Source organism: Rhizobium sp. BK098 (assembly GCF_014193155.1).
In the GTDB taxonomy this organism is placed as follows: Bacteria; Pseudomonadota; Alphaproteobacteria; order Rhizobiales; family Rhizobiaceae; genus Rhizobium.
On record NZ_JACHYY010000002.1, the window covers coordinates 91,998 to 108,302 of the forward strand.

The 16,305-nt window shown below is 60.1% G+C and carries 20 protein-coding genes; 4 read left to right on the forward strand and 16 right to left on the reverse strand.

Going from position 1 to position 16,305, the window contains the following annotated elements:
• Positions 1–130: 130 nt before the first annotated feature.
• Positions 131–430, forward strand: a complete 300-nt coding sequence (locus tag FHT73_RS05285; RefSeq protein WP_246698855.1) for a hypothetical protein — start codon at positions 131–133, stop codon at positions 428–430.
• Between the two features lie 212 nt (positions 431–642).
• Here the strand turns inward: FHT73_RS05285 and ilvD are convergent, their stop codons facing one another.
• Positions 643–2,481: a dihydroxy-acid dehydratase gene (gene ilvD, locus FHT73_RS05290; RefSeq protein WP_183710254.1), complete on the reverse strand. Its 1,839-nt coding sequence runs from the start codon at positions 2,479–2,481 to the stop codon at positions 643–645.
• 339 nt (positions 2,482–2,820) lie between these two features.
• On the opposite strand from ilvD, the gene msrP reads away from it, so the two are divergent.
• Positions 2,821–3,771 carry a protein-methionine-sulfoxide reductase catalytic subunit MsrP gene (gene msrP / locus FHT73_RS05295; RefSeq protein ID WP_183710261.1) on the forward strand — a complete coding sequence of 317 codons (951 nt, stop codon included), beginning with the start codon at positions 2,821–2,823 and terminating at the stop codon, positions 3,769–3,771.
• Positions 3,768–4,424 (forward strand): protein-methionine-sulfoxide reductase heme-binding subunit MsrQ, encoded by a 657-nt coding sequence (gene msrQ / locus FHT73_RS05300; RefSeq protein ID WP_183711097.1) that lies wholly within the window; start codon positions 3,768–3,770, stop codon positions 4,422–4,424. Before msrP ends, msrQ begins: the two co-directional genes overlap by 4 nt.
• Before the next feature lie 29 nt (positions 4,425–4,453).
• Here the strand turns inward: msrQ and FHT73_RS05305 are convergent, their stop codons facing one another.
• The 5 genes from FHT73_RS05305 to FHT73_RS05325 all read right to left on the reverse strand — a co-directional run bounded on the left by FHT73_RS05305 (position 4,454) and on the right by FHT73_RS05325 (position 8,868).
• On the reverse strand, positions 4,454–5,344 hold the full coding sequence (locus tag FHT73_RS05305; protein ID WP_183710263.1) for an HlyD family secretion protein: 891 nt from the start codon (positions 5,342–5,344) through the stop codon (positions 4,454–4,456).
• Entirely contained in the window at positions 5,341–5,550 is a 210-nt protein-coding gene (locus tag FHT73_RS05310; RefSeq protein WP_112610045.1) for a DUF1656 domain-containing protein, read from the reverse strand. Before FHT73_RS05310 ends, FHT73_RS05305 begins: the two co-directional genes overlap by 4 nt.
• A gap of 4 nt (positions 5,551–5,554) precedes the next feature.
• Positions 5,555–7,618, reverse strand: a complete 2,064-nt coding sequence (locus tag FHT73_RS05315; protein WP_183710265.1) for an FUSC family protein — start codon at positions 7,616–7,618, stop codon at positions 5,555–5,557.
• On the reverse strand, positions 7,615–8,085 hold the full coding sequence (locus FHT73_RS05320) for a MarR family transcriptional regulator (RefSeq protein ID WP_112399790.1): 471 nt from the start codon (positions 8,083–8,085) through the stop codon (positions 7,615–7,617). The genes FHT73_RS05315 and FHT73_RS05320 overlap by 4 nt, the downstream gene beginning before the upstream one ends.
• A gap of 156 nt (positions 8,086–8,241) precedes the next feature.
• On the reverse strand, positions 8,242–8,868 hold the full coding sequence (locus FHT73_RS05325; RefSeq protein WP_183710267.1) for a TetR/AcrR family transcriptional regulator: 627 nt from the start codon (positions 8,866–8,868) through the stop codon (positions 8,242–8,244).
• A 70-nt stretch (positions 8,869–8,938) separates the two neighbouring features.
• Between FHT73_RS05325 and FHT73_RS05330 the strand changes: the two genes are divergently transcribed.
• A complete protein-coding gene (locus FHT73_RS05330; protein ID WP_183710269.1) occupies positions 8,939–9,457 on the forward strand; it encodes a DinB family protein in 519 nt (172 codons plus the stop codon).
• A gap of 26 nt (positions 9,458–9,483) precedes the next feature.
• On the opposite strand, the gene FHT73_RS05335 is transcribed toward FHT73_RS05330, so the two are convergent.
• The 10 genes from FHT73_RS05335 to rpsE form a co-directional block, all read right to left on the reverse strand.
• The gene (locus FHT73_RS05335) at positions 9,484–9,891 is read right to left on the reverse strand and encodes a DUF2809 domain-containing protein (RefSeq protein WP_183710271.1); all 408 of its coding nucleotides are present in this window, start codon (positions 9,889–9,891) and stop codon (positions 9,484–9,486) included.
• A gap of 170 nt (positions 9,892–10,061) precedes the next feature.
• Positions 10,062–10,484 (reverse strand): 50S ribosomal protein L17, encoded by a 423-nt coding sequence (gene rplQ, locus FHT73_RS05340; protein ID WP_015339614.1) that lies wholly within the window; start codon positions 10,482–10,484, stop codon positions 10,062–10,064.
• A 47-nt stretch (positions 10,485–10,531) separates the two neighbouring features.
• The gene (locus tag FHT73_RS05345) at positions 10,532–11,542 is read right to left on the reverse strand and encodes a DNA-directed RNA polymerase subunit alpha (protein ID WP_112337464.1); all 1,011 of its coding nucleotides are present in this window, start codon (positions 11,540–11,542) and stop codon (positions 10,532–10,534) included.
• Between the two features lie 103 nt (positions 11,543–11,645).
• Positions 11,646–12,035, reverse strand: coding sequence for a 30S ribosomal protein S11 (rpsK, locus tag FHT73_RS05350; RefSeq protein WP_004118426.1), 390 nt, complete (start codon positions 12,033–12,035; stop codon positions 11,646–11,648).
• 131 nt (positions 12,036–12,166) lie between these two features.
• Positions 12,167–12,535 (reverse strand): 30S ribosomal protein S13, encoded by a 369-nt coding sequence (gene rpsM / locus FHT73_RS05355; protein ID WP_004118424.1) that lies wholly within the window; start codon positions 12,533–12,535, stop codon positions 12,167–12,169.
• 217 nt (positions 12,536–12,752) lie between these two features.
• Positions 12,753–13,403, reverse strand: coding sequence for an adenylate kinase (locus FHT73_RS05360; protein ID WP_112337465.1), 651 nt, complete (start codon positions 13,401–13,403; stop codon positions 12,753–12,755).
• A complete protein-coding gene (secY, locus tag FHT73_RS05365) occupies positions 13,400–14,740 on the reverse strand; it encodes a preprotein translocase subunit SecY (protein ID WP_015339610.1) in 1,341 nt (446 codons plus the stop codon). Before secY ends, FHT73_RS05360 begins: the two co-directional genes overlap by 4 nt.
• A 226-nt stretch (positions 14,741–14,966) precedes the next feature.
• Positions 14,967–15,437: a 50S ribosomal protein L15 gene (gene rplO, locus FHT73_RS05370; RefSeq protein WP_183710272.1), complete on the reverse strand. Its 471-nt coding sequence runs from the start codon at positions 15,435–15,437 to the stop codon at positions 14,967–14,969.
• A 17-nt stretch (positions 15,438–15,454) separates the two neighbouring features.
• Positions 15,455–15,667, reverse strand: a complete 213-nt coding sequence (gene rpmD, locus FHT73_RS05375; RefSeq protein ID WP_007690786.1) for a 50S ribosomal protein L30 — start codon at positions 15,665–15,667, stop codon at positions 15,455–15,457.
• Positions 15,668–15,680: 13 nt separating this feature from the next.
• The gene (rpsE, locus tag FHT73_RS05380; protein ID WP_004118414.1) at positions 15,681–16,250 is read right to left on the reverse strand and encodes a 30S ribosomal protein S5; all 570 of its coding nucleotides are present in this window, start codon (positions 16,248–16,250) and stop codon (positions 15,681–15,683) included.
• Positions 16,251–16,305 lie beyond the last annotated feature (55 nt).

Consider the following 16,305-nt stretch of genomic DNA (forward strand, 5'->3'; position numbering starts at 1 on the left):
GGCGACGATAAAAAACAGGCTCGCCGAACAAAAACATGCTGTGATGCATTTCGCGTTGGGAATCGTCAAAAGGGAACCAGACATGCGATTGAACCATCTTGCCGCCGCCACTTTCCTCGTCTCTCTGGGCATGGCCGGTGCCTCTCACGCCGCCAGTTTTGATTGCGAGGCGCAGAACCTGAAGCCGGATGAGAAGACGATCTGCGACGTGAGGGCGCTCAACGATGCCGACGTGAGAATGGTGACGACCTTCGACCTGCTTTCAGGGCTGCTTGCCATGGGTGCGCGCGGCACGATGCAGGACCAGCAGACCGAATGGCTGAAGAAGCGGCAGGCCTGCGAGGCGGATGTCGCCTGCTTGAAGACGTCCTATGAGGAGCGCCTGAAGGTGCTGAACGACACCTACAAGCAGATCAATCGGCCGCTGTAAGGAATTGGTTCGAAAGGTTTGCGGGCTTGACCGGACAAAGTCCCCTCTCCCCGCATGCGGGGAGAGGGTCAGGGTGAGGGGCAAACGCAGGAACGGCAAGCTGTGCCATCGCGATGGAATTCGAAAAGCCCCTCATCCGCCCTCTCGCAGCCGAGCTCCGCTCGACCGCTCAAGTCCACCTTCTCCCCGTTTCACGGGGCGAAGGTGCTTTGTTACTTCCCACCCAAATCCCGAACAGCGCCACGGTCAGCACTGGTTGCGAAAGCGGCATAAGCCTTCAAGGCCGTGGTGACGTTGCGCTTGCGCGCTTCCGCCGGATGCCAGCCCTTGGCGTTCTGCGCTTCGCGGCGAGCGGCAAGTTCCTTGTCATCAACGCGCAGGTTGATGGTGCGGTTCGGGATGTCGATGTCGATCATGTCGCCTTCGCGCACCAGGCCAATCGTACCGCCATTGGCCGCTTCCGGCGAAGCATGGCCGATCGACAAGCCCGAGGTGCCACCGGAGAAGCGGCCGTCGGTGATCAGCGCGCAGGCCTTGCCGAGGCCCTTCGACTTCAGGTAGCTCGTCGGATAGAGCATTTCCTGCATACCGGGGCCGCCTTTCGGGCCTTCGTATCGGATGACGACCACGTCACCCGCCTTCACTTCGTTGCTGAGGATGCCCTTGACGGCAGCGTCCTGGCTTTCGAAGACCTTGGCCGGACCGGAGAACTTCAGGATCGATTCATCGACGCCGGCCGTCTTCACGATGCAGCCGTCAAGCGCCAGATTGCCCTTGAGGACAGCAAGACCGCCATCCTTGGAGAAGGGATGCTCGACGGAGCGGATGACGCCCTTCTCGCGGTCCGTATCGAGTTCATCCCAGCGGGAGCTCTGGCTGAAGGCGATCTGGGTCGGAACCCCGCCCGGAGCCGCGCGGAAGAATTCGCGTACGCTTTCGCTGTTGGTACGGGTGATATCCCAACGGTCGATGGCGTCGCCGAGCGTTTCGGCGTGAACCGTCGGGCAATCGCGGTTGATGAGGCCGCCCTTATCGAGTTCGCCGAGGATCGACATGATGCCGCCTGCGCGGTGCACGTCTTCCATGTGAACGTCGCTCTTGGCAGGCGCAACCTTGGACAGGCACGGGACGCGGCGCGACAGCGCGTCGATGTCGGCCATGGTGAAATCGACCTCGCCTTCGTGCGCAGCTGCCAGGATGTGCAGAACCGTGTTGGTGGAGCCGCCCATGGCGATATCGAGCGCCATGGCGTTCTCGAAGGCCTGCTTGGAGGCGACGGAACGTGGAAGGATGGAGGCATCGTCCTGCTCGTAGTAACGGCGGGCGAGATCGACGATGAGATGGCCGGCCTCGACGAAGAGGCGCTTGCGATCGGAGTGGGTGGCAAGCGTCGAGCCGTTGCCCGGCAGCGACAGGCCGAGCGCTTCAGTCAGGCAGTTCATCGAATTGGCGGTGAACATGCCCGAGCACGAGCCACAGGTCGGACAGGCGGAGCGCTCGATGACCTGGACGTCTTCATCGCTGATCTTGTCGTCGGCCGCCGCAACCATGGCGTCGACGAGGTCAAGCGCGACCTTCTTGCCATGGAGAACGACCTTGCCGGCTTCCATCGGGCCACCGGACACGAAGACCGTCGGGATATTGAGGCGCAGCGACGCCATCAGCATGCCGGGGGTGATCTTGTCGCAGTTGGAGATGCAGACCATGGCGTCGGCGCAATGGGCGTTGACCATATACTCGACGCTATCGGCGATCAGCTCGCGTGACGGCAGCGAATAGAGCATGCCATCATGGCCCATGGCGATACCGTCGTCGACGGCGATGGTGTTGAATTCCTTGGCAACGCCGCCGGCCGCCTCGATTTCACGCGCGACGAGCTGGCCGAGATCCTTGAGGTGAACGTGGCCGGGCACGAACTGGGTGAAGGAGTTGACCACCGCAATAATAGGCTTGCCGAAATCGCTGTCCTTCATACCCGTCGCGCGCCAAAGGCCGCGCGCGCCGGCCATGTTGCGGCCGTGGGTGGTTGTTCTGGAACGATAAGCTGGCATGGTGTCTTCCTCGTCATCCTGGAATTTGCGCGGCGTCGGGCATGGGCCAAAGGTTTCAGGCCAAAGGGGCGCCGGCAACTCCGCTTTTTGGAATTGTCCTAATCCAATCATGCAGTACTGTCACTATCAACTCGAGCGAATCCGGTACGCTGCCGGGCAAAGGCCGCGTCCAGGCAAACAAGTCGCTCGACCAAAGCTGGGAACGGAACAGGCCGATCACAAGCGCACACAAAAAGTTGCTTTCACTTCCAAAGAAATGCCTGCCTAAGAGTGTAACAAAACCTGTGTCCATTGCGTATCGCTCATATCGAAGCTGCTATCGCATAAAGGAATCGTTCCATGGCCGCCTATCGCCCGCCGAAAATCGCATCCTCCGAGATTACACCCCGCTCGATCTATCTGAAGCGCCGCGACTTCCTAACGGCAGCAGGGGCCGGCATCGGCATGGCGGCTATCGGCGGCAAGACGGCGCTGGCCGAGGCACTGACGGCGACCAAGAGCAATTATACGGTCGATGAGAAGCTGACGCCGATTAAGGATGTCACCACCTACAATAATTTCTATGAGTTCGGCCTCGACAAGGCCGATCCGGCCAACCTCTCGGGCAAGTTCAAGCCACGTCCCTGGACGATCAAGGTCGACGGCATGGTCAACAAGCCCGGCACCTTCGACATCGATGCGCTGATCAAGGAGTTCCCGCCGGAAGAGCGCGTCTATCGCATGCGCTGCGTCGAAGCCTGGTCGATGGTCATTCCATGGGACGGCTTCCAGCTCTCCGCCCTGCTCGACAAGGTGGAGCCACAGGGCAGCGCCAAATATGTAGCCTTCGAGACGGTGGTGCGACCTGAAGAAATGCCGGGGCAGTCTGGCCTCCTGCAATCCCTGAACTGGCCCTATGTCGAGGGCCTGCGTCTGGATGAGGCGCGCAACCCGCTGACGCTGCTTGCCGTCGGCCTCTATGGCGAGACCCTGCCCAACCAGAACGGCGCGCCTATCCGGCTCGTCGTGCCCTGGAAATATGGCTTCAAGGGCATCAAGTCGATCGTCCGCATCACGCTCACCGACAAGCAGCCGATCAATACCTGGCAAGCGACGAACAGCCAGGAATATGGCTTCTATGCCAACGTCAATCCGGCCGTCGATCATCCGCGCTGGAGCCAGGCGACCGAACGGCGCATCGGCGAAGGCGGCTTCTTCGGCTCCAACCGCCACCCCACCCTGCCCTTCAATGGCTATGCCGATCAGGTCGCCAGCCTCTATAGCGGCATGGATCTCAGGGTGAATTTCTGATGGCCCTCTCCTTCGCTCTTCCCAAGCGCTGGCAACCCGCCTCCGTCTGGGCGCTCTACTTTGTCGGGCTTTTACCGGCGGCCTGGGAATTCTATCTTGGCGCTACCGATCAGCTCGGCGCCGATGCGGTGAAAACCTTCGAGCTCTTCCTGGGCCTGTGGGCGATCCGCTTCCTACTGCTGACGCTTGCGGTGACGCCGCTCCGCGATCTCTTCGGCTGGAACTATCTGCGCTATCGCCGTGCGCTCGGCCTGCTCTGTTTCTACTACGCCCTGATGCATCTGACGGTCTATATGGTCCTCGACCAGGCGCTGGACGTACAGGCGGTCATTGATGATGTGCTGAAGCGGCCCTTCATCATGTTCGGCATGGCGGGGCTCGTCATGCTGCTGGCCTTGGCCGTGACCTCGAACAATTTCTCGATCAAACGGCTCGGCAAGAAATGGATCTGGCTGCATCGCCTCGTCTATATCATCGCCGCCTGCGGTGCTCTGCACTTTGCACTGTCGACCAAGGTGCTGTCGGTGGAGCAGTTCATCTATATCGGCCTGCTGATCGCCATGATCCTCTACAGGTCCTACCGGCCGATCATGATGGAAAGACGCCGGGCGGCGCGTAAGCCGGCTGCGGCGTCGAGCTCCAGAGCGGCTTGAGACGGCCGCACTGCCTGTTCCAGTGATGGTTATTCGGCGGCGCTGGCGATCTTTGCCTGGCTCTGTTCCTGCACCTCGACGGTTGCCGTCAGGCCGGCGATCAGCTTCGTGCCATCGGGAACCTTGTCGAGCGCGATGCGCACCGGCACGCGCTGCGCCAGCCGCACCCAGCTGAAGGTCGGGGTGATGTTGGCAAGCAGGCTGCCGGAGGTGCGTTCGCGGTCCTCGATGCCGTAGGCGATGCTGTCGACGTGGCCGGTCAGCTTCTCGGCCTGGCCCATCAGATGGATATGGACTTCGTCGCCGACATGGATGCGCGGCAGCTTGGTTTCCTCGAAATAGCCCTCGACACGAAGGGAATCGCTGTCTATGAGCGCCACCTTCGCAGTGCCCGCAGAGACATAATCGCCCGGACGCAGGCTGAGGTTCGAGATCGTGCCGTTGACGGTGGCGCGAACCTCGGAGCGATCGAGATTGAGCTGGGCGAGTTCGCGATTGGCAGTCGCCTGACGAACGGCGGCTTCGTCCTGCTGCACGGTGGTCAGCGCCTGCTCCTTCTGCTGCAGGGAGGCGGCATCGCCGAGACGCGCCTGCCGCGCGCTTTCACGCTGGGCCTGATCGAGAGCCGCCTTGCTGCTTGCAAGGGCTGCATCCGCCTGTTCGAGAGCGATGGCGAAGCGATCGCGATCGACGCGGAAGAGGACATCGCCCTTCTTGACGGTCTGGTTGTCCTTGACGAGGACCTCGCTCACCAGGCCGGAGACGTCAGGCGCGATGCCGACGACATCGGCCCTGAGGCGCGCATCGCGCGTCCACGGCTCGTCCATGTAATGGCCCCAGAGCTGGCGGCCGACATAGACGGCGGCAACGACGAAGATGAGAGTGACAGCCACACGGCCGATGAGTTTTAACGCGTTCATGTGAAGTACCAACGGGAGACTGAGGAGACGGCGCCGAGCAGCAGGACATAAAGCGCGAGATCGAAAAGACCGCGATGCCAGACCAGAGTGTAGACTCCGATCCATGCAAGCAGGCGTCGAAGGATGATGACGATGAACAAGGTCAAGAGCATGAGAACGAGAAGGCGCGGGATATAGACGCCATAAAGATCGAATTCTGCGGGCATGATATTACTCGGCGGCAATGGGATGTGGTGGGGTTATGTCCGCTACGGGCGGTCGCCAGCTCGCCGGCGGTTCGGAATGCGGGAAGAGCGCCCGGCGAAGGCCGACCAGTGCATCGAGGCTCGCCCGAGCGGATTCTCGCTTTTCCTGCGCAACGGCTTCTAGGCTATGGTCGATCGAGGCGCGCAGGTCATCGGCCGGATCTACAGCCCGTTTTGCCTTCAGCCGCGAACGATAGAAATCCGACACACCGATGAGCACTTCGCTGACGGATGCAGCGGCAGCCGGTTTCAGCTGGCCGCGCTCCTTCTGCAGCATCAGCACGTTGAAGCCGAGACGGACATCGGCATAGCCATCGACCTTCTTCAACTCTCGGTCCTCAATGCCTGCAAGGCGGGGCACGAGCTGACCCAGGCGGTCGAGGATGCGGCCGGAGAGCCGTTCATGATCGGCGCGGCGGATACCGGCAGCAGTTTCGGCCAGATCTCTCCAGCCGGCTCGAACCAAACGCCAGGCGGCAAGCTCAGAACCGAAGGGACGGGTAAGCAAGGTCCAGACCAAGGCGAAGCCAACACCGGCCAGAGCGGCGATCGCACTGTTGGTGAAGCTGGCGAAATCGGCGGTGTAACGATCCTGCAGTGCGATGAAACTTGCACCGTTCACCGCCAGCAGCATGCCGAGCATGTTGGTTTGCGGGCGCGTAATCAGCAGCCCCATCACCAGGAAGGGCGGTGCAAAGACCAGCACCAGCATCTCGAAACCGGAAATCGACGGCAGCACCATGAAGATATAGACGCAGGCGATAACCAGGCTCACCGCAGTCCAAACGAACATGGTGGTGATGAAGGGGGCGGGACGATCGAGCGCGGCGAAAAACGAGCAGGCAACGGCCACCATGGCGATGAAGCCGGCACCATCCGCCCAGCCGGAATAGATCCAGAAGAAGCAGGCGACGGCAATCCCGGCGATGACGCTACCGGCAGAGAAGGCAAGTAGGGCGTAATCATAATGCCTGCTGCGACCGACGACATTGCGGTAGCGGAAGGCGGGGCGCCAGGTGCCGACCTGCTGCCCCGAGACGATCTCAGCGCGCAGCGTCAGGCAATCCTGCCACAAGTCGACAATTTCCTTGAGGCGAGCAAGCGCGCTCGACCGGACGAGATCGTCCCAACCGATATCGAGGTCGTCCTCCTGCAACTCCTCGATCTTCCGCGACAAGGTCTCATCGGCCTTGCCACGACCACCCTGCCTCAGCCAGTCGGCCACCTCGTTCAAAACACCGACCAATTCCTGCGGTAACGGCTTGCCACCGGCCTTCAAGGCGTGCAGGCGGTCGGCAAGGGAGGAAAAGAGCGGCAGCAGCATCAGCAGGCGGCCGCGCAGCTCGCGCGAATGTCTCACGATGTCACGGCTGCCGGCATCATAGCGCAACTGGCTGATGACGAGATCCAGGCCGGAAACGTCGGCGGCAAGCTTCTGCCGCTTCAGGGGAGTTGCGGGCGAAGCGCCCTCGCCGCGCAGGATCTCATCCGCCCAGGTGCCTGCGTCATCCAGCCAGGAACCTATGCGCTGACCGAGCACGGTGCCGACGCTGCTCGGAAAGACGACGGCGCTTACCACGCTAGCGCAGACGATGCCGATAATAATCTCCTCGGAGCGGGCGAGCGCCACATCGAAAATGGTTTCGGGCGAGCCGACGGTCGGCAGCGCGATCAGCGGCAAGGTATAGCCGGCCAGCATGAAGACATAGCTGCGAGAGGTGCGATCGAGCATCGAGATGAACAGCAAAGTGCCGGTCCAGAGCGCTACCACGATCGAAAGCAGTTCAGGCGCATTGACGAAGAGTGGGATGAGAATGACCGACGCGGTAGCACCGATAAGCGTGCCGAGCGCGCGGTAAAGTCCCTTGGAACTGGTTGCGCCGGCAAGAGGATTGGCAACCACATAGACAGCGGCCATCGCCCAATAGGGACGCGGCAGATCGAGCGACAAGGCGATGAACAGCGCCATGATCGCAGCAATGAAGGCTTTGACGGAAAATAACCACTCACGCCAGGATGGAACGCTCATGAGACCTTCTCCGGCTCCGGTTCGACGGCCTTGGATGCCTCAAACTCCTCGAAAGCCTTCAGGACGCGAACCGCGGCTTCGATATCCGCAGGGTCGACATTGGCAAGGATCTTGCCACGCAGCTCATCAAGTACGTCTTCCATACGGGAAGCCAGCTTTTCGCCCTCAGGCGTCAGCCACAGGCCCTTCGCGCGCCGATCCGTGGGATCATCCTTGCGGATGACAAGTTCCATGCCTTCGAGCTGATCGATCAGCCGAACCAGAGACGGGCCCTCGATGCCGACACAGGTGGCGAGCACCACCTGCCGCACTCCTCCCCCCAGGCGGCCGATCCAAAGCAGCGGCGCGGCCACCGCCTCGGATATGCCATGGGAGCTCAGCGCAAGATCGACAGCCCGGCGCCATTGGCGGCCGGTGGTCAGCAGATTGGCGGTGAATATGCGTTGCAGGGCGTTTGACGAGTTCATGAGAACCTATTAGCACTAAACTAATTAGGATTAAAATTATTATCATCAAAAGCGCTATCGTAGATGAGAAATGCAGCTATGCGCTCAACGATGATCAAGACAGTAAAGAGGTCGAGATCGCTGGGTGGAGATCGGCCCAGCCACTCGACCCGTCTTTCATCGATCGGCGTTGCTCAGATAGGAACAGATCATTCTGACGAGCTCCCGCTTTAGTTCCGGCGAGCCCAGCACATGCTTTCGAGCCGCACTGTGGATCACTCCCTCAACGGCACCGGATAGCAGTTGCGCGAGAACGTCGTCGGAGGAACCGTCACGGTCATTGCGATGCGTGACGACGAAAGCTTTGTAGTGAGCGTGATATTCGGCCAGGAAGGCATCGTGCGCCAACCTCGAACCGTCGTGGCCCGGCGCCTCATCCAGCAGCACTCTGTGAAGCTCCGGGTTCACATTGTGAGCGTCGATCATGCCTTGCACGAGCGCCTCCGCGCGCTGCGGCAACGGCAGCGCATCGGCCATCGTCTTGTGCATGACCGCAAGCACCTCATCGAAATGCCGACGCCTGACGGCCTCGACCAAGGAAAGCTTGTCGGGGAAATACTGATAGAGCGAACCAATGCTGATGCCAGCGACGGCCGCGACGGTATTCGTCGTAAAGCCGCTCCATCCGCGTTCCCCTAAAACGCGAGCACCCGATTCGACGATTGCATCGACCGTTGCCCGCGAACGCGCCTGGCTCGGCTCTTTTCGCATCGGCGAGCGCGGTTTTTTAATGCGAGTAGACATGCGGCACCCATTCCATGAAAATGTGAGCAGACTACTCGCATTTCATCGACGGGCGAAAGGGTGTTTCATCATGAGCGAGATATCATTGCTGCAGACTCTGTTCCGCTATCAGGCCTGGGCGAACGGGGAATTGCTCGACGCTATCGGTGGCCTCGATCCCGCCCATCACAACAAGGAAGGCCATCTCGCCCTACGCCTGATGAATCACTCGCTGGTCATCGGCCGCATATTTGCGGCGCATCTCACAGGAAGAGAGCATGGCTACGCGGACGACAACACGCCGGAAACTCCCTCCCTGCCCGATCTCGGCGCGGCGCTGACAGCCTCGGATCAATGGTATCTGCAATATCTCGAAACCGTCGACCCGGAGCTTCTGTCAGCTCCCGTACCATTCGTCTTCACGGATGGCGACAGAGGCTGCATGACGCGCCAGGAGATGCTCCTTCATGTCGTCACGCATGGAGGCTACCACAGAGGCGAGATCGGTCGACTTCTAGCGCAGCTCTCCATTACACCGCCCTGGGACACGCTTGCCGTTCATCTTCATCGTAGCGAACCCGCGCGCAGGCTGGCTGCGGCGGCTGAATGAGCTCGCGCCCTAGCGGTTTTGGCTTTTCACACCGGTTTGGGTTTCGACAGCGCGCAATCGACCGCCAGCGCCAGCGCAATGCCGGCGGCATAGGCGACGATATTCCACGGCGAGAATACCCTGCCCAGCAACAGGGCTCCGGCGGCAGTCAATCGAAAAGCATCGAGATCAGGCGTGTGCCAAAGCCGGAAAAACTCTACGGCGACCGCGATGAGCAATGCTGCCGCGGCAATCCCAAAACGCACTGGCGACACGAAGATTGCCGCCAGGAGCCAATAGACCATCGCTCCCCATAGGAGCGAGCCGCCATATTTGACGACCACGAAGGGCAGATTGATCGCATAACCATAGCGCCGCAACGCAAGACCGCTGGCGATGGTGACCAGCAGCGCCACGACCAGAAGCAGTCTCCCACGCTTCAATTTTCGCTGCATGTCCCACAACGCTCCCTGCCCTGATGCACCCGAGTCGCCTGCGACTCAGCAAGGCTGCTTACGATACTCCAAAGCATTCAGAGGGATTGAAAGGCCGCTCCCATAGCACAAACGACAAAAGGCCGGATGATCGCTCATCCGGCCTTTTATATTTAATCCGAAGCTTAGCCTTAAGCGGCTGCGGCTTCTTCTTCAGCAGCAACGCGAGCCTTGTCGGCTGCGCCCTTGGCATTGACGTCACGATCCACGAACTCGACGACTGCGAGAGCGGCATTGTCGCCCTGGCGGAAGCCGGCCTTCATGATACGCAGGTAGCCGCCGTTGCGGGTGGCGTAGCGGGTTGCGATCGCGTCGAACAGCTTCGAAACGACAGCTGCGTCGCGGATCTGCGAGATGGCCTGACGACGAGCGTGCAGGTCGCCGCGCTTGCCGAGGGTTACCAGCTTCTCGACGATCGGACGAATTTCCTTCGCCTTCGGGAGCGTGGTGACGATCTGCTCATGGGTGATGAGCGAAGCCGCCATGTTGGCGAACATCGCCTTGCGGTGGCTAGCGGTTCTATTCAGCTTGCGGCCGGCTTTACCGTGGCGCATGGCTATTCTCCTTCACTTGCAGGCATCGTTCGCCTGCAGTTTGTTGGTTAGTATTGGTCTTCGTAACGCTTGGCGAGATCTTCGATGTTCTCGGGCGGCCATGCCGGCACTTCCATGCCGAGGTGCAGGCCCATGGAAGCGAGAACTTCCTTGATTTCGTTCAGCGACTTGCGACCAAAATTCGGCGTGCGGAGCATTTCTGCTTCGGTCTTCTGAATGAGGTCGCCGATGTAGACGATGTTGTCGTTCTTCAGGCAGTTTGCCGAACGAACGGACAGTTCGAGTTCGTCCACCTTCTTGAGGAGCGCCGGATTGAAAGCGAGTTCGGTAACTGCTTCCTCTTCGGTTTCCTTCTGCGGCTCGTCGAAGTTGACGAACACGCCAAGCTGATCCTGAAGGATGCGAGCCGCGAACGCGACGGCATCTTCACCGCTGATCGAACCATCGGTTTCGATCGACATGCTCAGCTTGTCGTAGTCGAGAACCTGTCCTTCGCGGGTATTTTCAACCTTGTAGGACACCTTCTTGACCGGCGAATAGAGGCTGTCGACCGGGATGAGGCCGATCGGAGCATCTTCCGCACGATTACGCTCGGCGGGCACATAGCCCTTGCCGTTATTGACGGTGAATTCCATGCGGATTTCGGCACCCTCGTCGAGCGTGCAGATGACATGCTCAGGGTTGAGGATTTCGATATCGCCGACCGTCTGGATGTCGCCAGCCGTTACTACGCCTGGGCCCTGCTTGCGGACGACCATGCGCTTGGCATCATCGCCGTCCATCTTGATGGCGATTTCCTTGATGTTCAGCACGATGTCCGTCACGTCTTCCCGAACGCCCGGGATAGAGGAGAACTCATGCAGCACGCCGTCAATCTGCACGGCCGTTACAGCGGCGCCGCGCAGAGAGGACAGCAGAACGCGACGCAGCGCGTTGCCGAGGGTGAGACCGAAGCCACGCTCCAGCGGTTCGGCCACGAGCGTTGCCTTGGTGCGGCCGCTCGAGGTGAACTCGACCTTGTTGGGCTTGATCAGTTCCTGCCAGTTTTTCTGAATCATGTTTTTGCCTTCCGTTCGTTGCCACCATCCAATCGTGGCAACCGAGCTTGAGTAACACCAAGCCGGGCGCATCTACCCCGGCCGGTGTCGTGAGTGGCGATGATCAGACGCGACGCTTCTTGCGCGGGCGGCAACCATTGTGCGGGATCGGGGTCACGTCGCGGATCGACGTGATCATGAAACCAGCAGCCTGGAGGGCGCGCAGAGCGGATTCACGACCGGAGCCCGGACCGCAAACTTCAACTTCCAGCGACTTCATGCCGTGTTCCTGAGCCTTCTTGGCGCAGTCTTCGGCAGCGATCTGGGCAGCGAACGGGGTCGACTTGCGCGAACCCTTGAAGCCCTTGGCACCAGCGGACGACCAGGCAATAGCGTTGCCCTGTGCGTCGGTGATGGTGATCATCGTGTTGTTGAAGGTCGAGTTGACGTGTGCGACGCCCGACGTGATATTTTTACGCTCGCGACGACGAACGCGTACGGCTTCCTTGGCCATGTTAGTCCTTTCTTGGATCTCTGCACCGCCGTAATGCCAGCGGCTACACCGAAGCGGCACCCATGGAGCACCGCTTCAAACTCAAAAGAGGCCGGCGGACCGCCAGCCTCCCAAATCCGGTTGCCCGGAAATTACTTCTTCTTACCAGCGATCGCCTTTGCCGGGCCCTTGCGGGTGCGGGCATTGGTGTGCGTGCGCTGGCCACGAACCGGCAGGCCGCGGCGATGACGCAGACCACGGTAGGAACCCAGGTCCATAAGACGCTTGATGTTCATCGCGGTTTCGCGACGCAGATCACCTTCGACCTGATAGTCACGGTCGATGGTTTCGCGGATCTGCAGAACTTCAGCATCCGTCAACTGGTTGACGCGACGCTCGGCCGGAATACCAACCTTCTCGCAGATTTCCTGTGCAAACTTCGGTCCAATCCCGTGAATGTAACGAAGCGCAATAACTACGCGCTTTGCAGTCGGGATGTTGACGCCAGCGATACGAGCCACGCCTGTTCTCCTTGCATTCCTTTTGCCTTGGCAAAGGGTCTTGTTATGCAGCCCGGGAGCTGCTTGTTCGATGTGTGTCCGCCACATGTCAAAACGACCGTGCTCGGACTTCCCGTTGGAAATCCGCGCCGATCGCATAGCATGTCGCGAGTTGGCGCGGTGTTTAGCGGAATCAGCGCGAAAAAGCAACCGCTCCGGCAAGTTTATTTTAGGCTATCTAGAGCTTAGCCAGGATAGCCTCTATGCTTTCGGTCACATGCTCGATATCGGCCATGCCATCGATGCTCTGCAACTTACCCTTAGCATAGTAGTAACCGATCAGCGGCGACGTCTCCTTGTAGTAGACTTGGAGGCGAGTCGCCATGGTTTCAGCATTATCGTCAGGGCGGCGCTTGAAATGAGTCGAGCCGCATTTGTCGCAGACACCGGCATTTGCAGGAACCTTGTCAGTGTCGTGATAGACGCTGCCGCAGTTCGAGCAGGAATAGCGGCCGGAGACGCGCCGAATCAGTTCGGCATCATCGACCTTCAACTCGATCACAACGGAGAGTTCGAGGCCCTTCGCATTGAGCATTTTTTCGGTGGCATCGGCCTGCACCAAGGTGCGCGGAAAGCCGTCGAGGATAAAGCCCCTGACGCAATCCGGTTGATCGATGCGCTCGGAAACGATCGCATTCACGATCTCATCCGAAACAAGCTTGCCGGCGTCCATGACAGCCTTGGCGCGCTTGCCGACTTCCGTGCCGGCCTGAACGGCCGCGCGCAACATATCGCCTGTGGAAAGCTGCGGAATGCCGTGCTTTTCCACGATGCGCTGGGCCTGGGTCCCCTTACCTGCTCCCGGCGGCCCTAAAAGTATGAGTCTCATCGCCCCCTCTTTCCTCCACGCAACTTCGATTTCTTGATCAGGCCTTCATATTGCTGTGCGATCAGGTGACCCTGAATCTGCGCCACCGTATCCAGCGTTACGCTAACCACGATCAGAAGCGAAGTGCCACCCAGAGACAAGGGAATACCGGTCTGGGATACGAGAATTTCGGGCAGGATGCAGACGAAGACAAGATAGATCGCGCCGATGACCGTGATGCGGGTCAGCACGTAATCGATATATTCGGCGGTGCGCTCACCCGGACGGATGCCCGGAATGAAGCCGCCGTGCTTCTTCAGATTGTCAGCCGTGTCCTTCGGATTGAAGACGAGAGCCGTGTAGAAGAAAGCGAAGAAGGCAATCAGAGCGCCGTAAAGCACCATATAGACCGGCTGGCCGTGGCCGAGTGCCGCAACGATCGAAGTCACCCAGGTCGGGAGCGCGGTGTTGTTGCCGAGGCCTGCAACGGTTGCCGGCAGCAGCAGCAGCGACGACGCGAAGATCGCCGGGATGACGCCCGAAGTGTTGAGCTTCAGCGGCAGGTGCGACGTATCGCCCTGGAACATGCGCGTGCCGACCTGGCGCTTCGGATACTGGATCAGAAGGCGACGCTGCGCACGCTCGACGAAGACGATGAGTGCGATGACCAGAATAGCGACGATCAGCACGGCGAGAATGAGCGGCGTGGAAAGCGCGCCGGTGCGGCCGAGTTCGAGCGTACCGGCAAGCGCAGTCGGAAGACCTGCAGCGATACCCGCGAAAATGATCAGCGAGATGCCGTTGCCGATACCGCGCGACGTCACCTGCTCACCAAGCCACATCAGGAACATTGTGCCGCCGAGCAGCGTGATGACGGTGGAGATGCGGAAGAACCAGCCGGGATCAACGACGACGCCGTTGCCGTGCTCTAGACCGATCGCAATGCCATAGGCCTGCAATGCGCCGAGCAGCACCGTGCCGTAGCGGGTGTACTGGTTGATGATCTTACGGCCCTGCTCGCCTTCCTTCTTCAGGTTTTCGAGCGACGGGACGACCGACGTCATCAGCTGAACGATGATCGAGGCGGAAATGTAGGGCATGATGCCGAGCGCGAAGATCGCCATGCGCTGCACAGCGCCGCCCGAGAACATGTTGAAGAGGCCGAGAATGCCGCCCGACTGATTCTGGAAAGCCTGGGCATAAGCGGCAGGATTGAGGCCAGGAAGCGGAATATGGGTGCCGAGCCGGTAGACGAGGAGAGCGCCGAGCGTAAACCACAGGCGCTTCTTGAGATCCTCGGCTTTGGCAAAGGTCGAAAAATTGAGGTTGGACGCCAATTGTTCCGCTGCAGAAGCCATGCAAATCTCCGCATCACCAATTCCGGCATAGTCGGCCGAGTCCGGAATCGGTCTGTAAATTGTTCAAAAGCCGGGCTTCGGACGGATTGCGCAGCAATCGGGCGCCTCACCCTTGGTTCCCGTTATCGATCGGAAAGACACTTGCCGCATCGATCAGATTCGTGAGGCTCACATATGGGAGCAAAATCGCCCGAAGTGAAGTCACTTCGGGCGATTATTGATAATATTATTCTGCGGCGGCAGCGAGCAGCTTAATGGAGCCGCCAGCCTTTTCGATCTTCTCGACTGCAGACTTGGAAGCGCCTGCAACTTCAAGAGCAAGCTTCGCCTTCAGTTCGCCGTCCGAGAGAACACGAACGCCGTCCTTGACGCGGCGAATAACGCCGGCAGCCTTGAGAGCCGCTGCATCAACGGTGTTCTTGGCATCGAGCTTGCCGGCATCGACGGCAGCCTGGATGCGTGCCAGCGATACGACGACGTAGTCGGATGCGAAGATGTTGTTGAAGCCGCGCTTCGGCAGACGACGGTAGATGGGCATCTGACCGCCTTCGAAGCCGTTGATCGCAACGCCCGAGCGGGACTTCTGACCCTTCACACCACGGCCACCGGTCTTACCGGAGCCGGAGCCGATGCCGCGGCCGAGGCGCTTGCGGCTGTGGGTCGAGCCTTCGTTATCCTTGATTTCATTCAGTTTCATAGCGAATTACCTCCGGCTCACTTCTCGTCGACAACGCGAACGAGATGCTGGACAGCACGGATCATGCCACGAACAGCCGGAGTATCTTCCAGCGTGCGGCGACGGTGCATCTTGTTCAGTCCGAGACCGATCAGCGTCTTCTGCTGAACATCCGGACGGCGGATCGGGCTGCCAATCTGCTCGACCGTAACGGTCGCCTTAGCTTCAGCCTTCTTGGTCGTCTTGGCCATAGGTCAAACTCCCTTATTCTTCAGAGGCGTTGCCCGAAGCGGCGCGGCGAGCCTGCAGGGTGGCATACTTGATGCCGCGCTGAGCTGCGATGTCCTTCGGGTGAACCTGGTGCTTCAGGGCGTCGAACGTGGCGCGAACCATGTTGTACGGGTTCGACGAACCGGTCGACTTGGCAACGACGTCGTGAACGCCGAGCGTTTCGAAAACGGCGCGCATCGGGCCGCCGGCGATGATACCGGTACCGACCTTGGCCGAGCGCAGCAGAACCTTGCCGGCGCCATGACGGCCATGAACGTCGTGATGCAGCGTACGGCCGTCGCGCAGCGGTACGAAGATCATGTCGCGCTTCGCGCTTTCGGTTGCCTTGCGGATAGCTTCCGGCACTTCACGTGCCTTGCCATGACCGAAGCCTACGCGGCCCTTCTGGTCGCCGACGACGACGAGAGCGGCGAAGCCGAAGCGACGGCCACCCTTAACAACCTTGGCGACGCGGTTAATCGCGACCAGCTTGTCGACGAATTCGCTATCGCGCTCTTCACGGCTCTGACGGTCTTCCCGCGGAGCCCTCTTTTCCTGTGCCATTGTCCTCTTCCTTTTTCTTTTCCGGGTGCAATCGGCAAACAAAACGAAGACCGCA

Bases quoted from the DNA above. Each gene is read 5' to 3' on its own strand.
- FHT73_RS05285 (WP_246698855.1), top strand. From the start codon at position 131: ATGGCCGGTGCCTCTCACGCCGCCAGTTTTGATTGCGAGGCGCAGAAC.
- ilvD (WP_183710254.1), bottom strand. From the start codon at position 2,481: ATGCCAGCTTATCGTTCCAGAACAACCACCCACGGCCGCAACATGGCC.
- msrP (WP_183710261.1), top strand. From the start codon at position 2,821: ATGGCCGCCTATCGCCCGCCGAAAATCGCATCCTCCGAGATTACACCC.
- FHT73_RS05305 (WP_183710263.1), bottom strand. From the start codon at position 5,344: ATGAACGCGTTAAAACTCATCGGCCGTGTGGCTGTCACTCTCATCTTC.
- FHT73_RS05310 (WP_112610045.1), bottom strand. From the start codon at position 5,550: ATGCCCGCAGAATTCGATCTTTATGGCGTCTATATCCCGCGCCTTCTC.
- FHT73_RS05315 (WP_183710265.1), bottom strand. From the start codon at position 7,618: ATGAGCGTTCCATCCTGGCGTGAGTGGTTATTTTCCGTCAAAGCCTTC.
- FHT73_RS05320 (WP_112399790.1), bottom strand. From the start codon at position 8,085: ATGAACTCGTCAAACGCCCTGCAACGCATATTCACCGCCAATCTGCTG.
- FHT73_RS05325 (WP_183710267.1), bottom strand. From the start codon at position 8,868: ATGTCTACTCGCATTAAAAAACCGCGCTCGCCGATGCGAAAAGAGCCG.
- FHT73_RS05330 (WP_183710269.1), top strand. From the start codon at position 8,939: ATGAGCGAGATATCATTGCTGCAGACTCTGTTCCGCTATCAGGCCTGG.
- FHT73_RS05335 (WP_183710271.1), bottom strand. From the start codon at position 9,891: ATGCAGCGAAAATTGAAGCGTGGGAGACTGCTTCTGGTCGTGGCGCTG.
- rplQ (WP_015339614.1), bottom strand. From the start codon at position 10,484: ATGCGCCACGGTAAAGCCGGCCGCAAGCTGAATAGAACCGCTAGCCAC.
- FHT73_RS05345 (WP_112337464.1), bottom strand. From the start codon at position 11,542: ATGATTCAGAAAAACTGGCAGGAACTGATCAAGCCCAACAAGGTCGAG.
- rpsK (WP_004118426.1), bottom strand. From the start codon at position 12,035: ATGGCCAAGGAAGCCGTACGCGTTCGTCGTCGCGAGCGTAAAAATATC.
- FHT73_RS05360 (WP_112337465.1), bottom strand. From the start codon at position 13,403: ATGAGACTCATACTTTTAGGGCCGCCGGGAGCAGGTAAGGGGACCCAG.
- secY (WP_015339610.1), bottom strand. From the start codon at position 14,740: ATGGCTTCTGCAGCGGAACAATTGGCGTCCAACCTCAATTTTTCGACC.
- rplO (WP_183710272.1), bottom strand. From the start codon at position 15,437: ATGAAACTGAATGAAATCAAGGATAACGAAGGCTCGACCCACAGCCGC.
- rpmD (WP_007690786.1), bottom strand. From the start codon at position 15,667: ATGGCCAAGACGACCAAGAAGGCTGAAGCTAAGGCGACCGTTACGGTC.
- rpsE (WP_004118414.1), bottom strand. From the start codon at position 16,250: ATGGCACAGGAAAAGAGGGCTCCGCGGGAAGACCGTCAGAGCCGTGAA.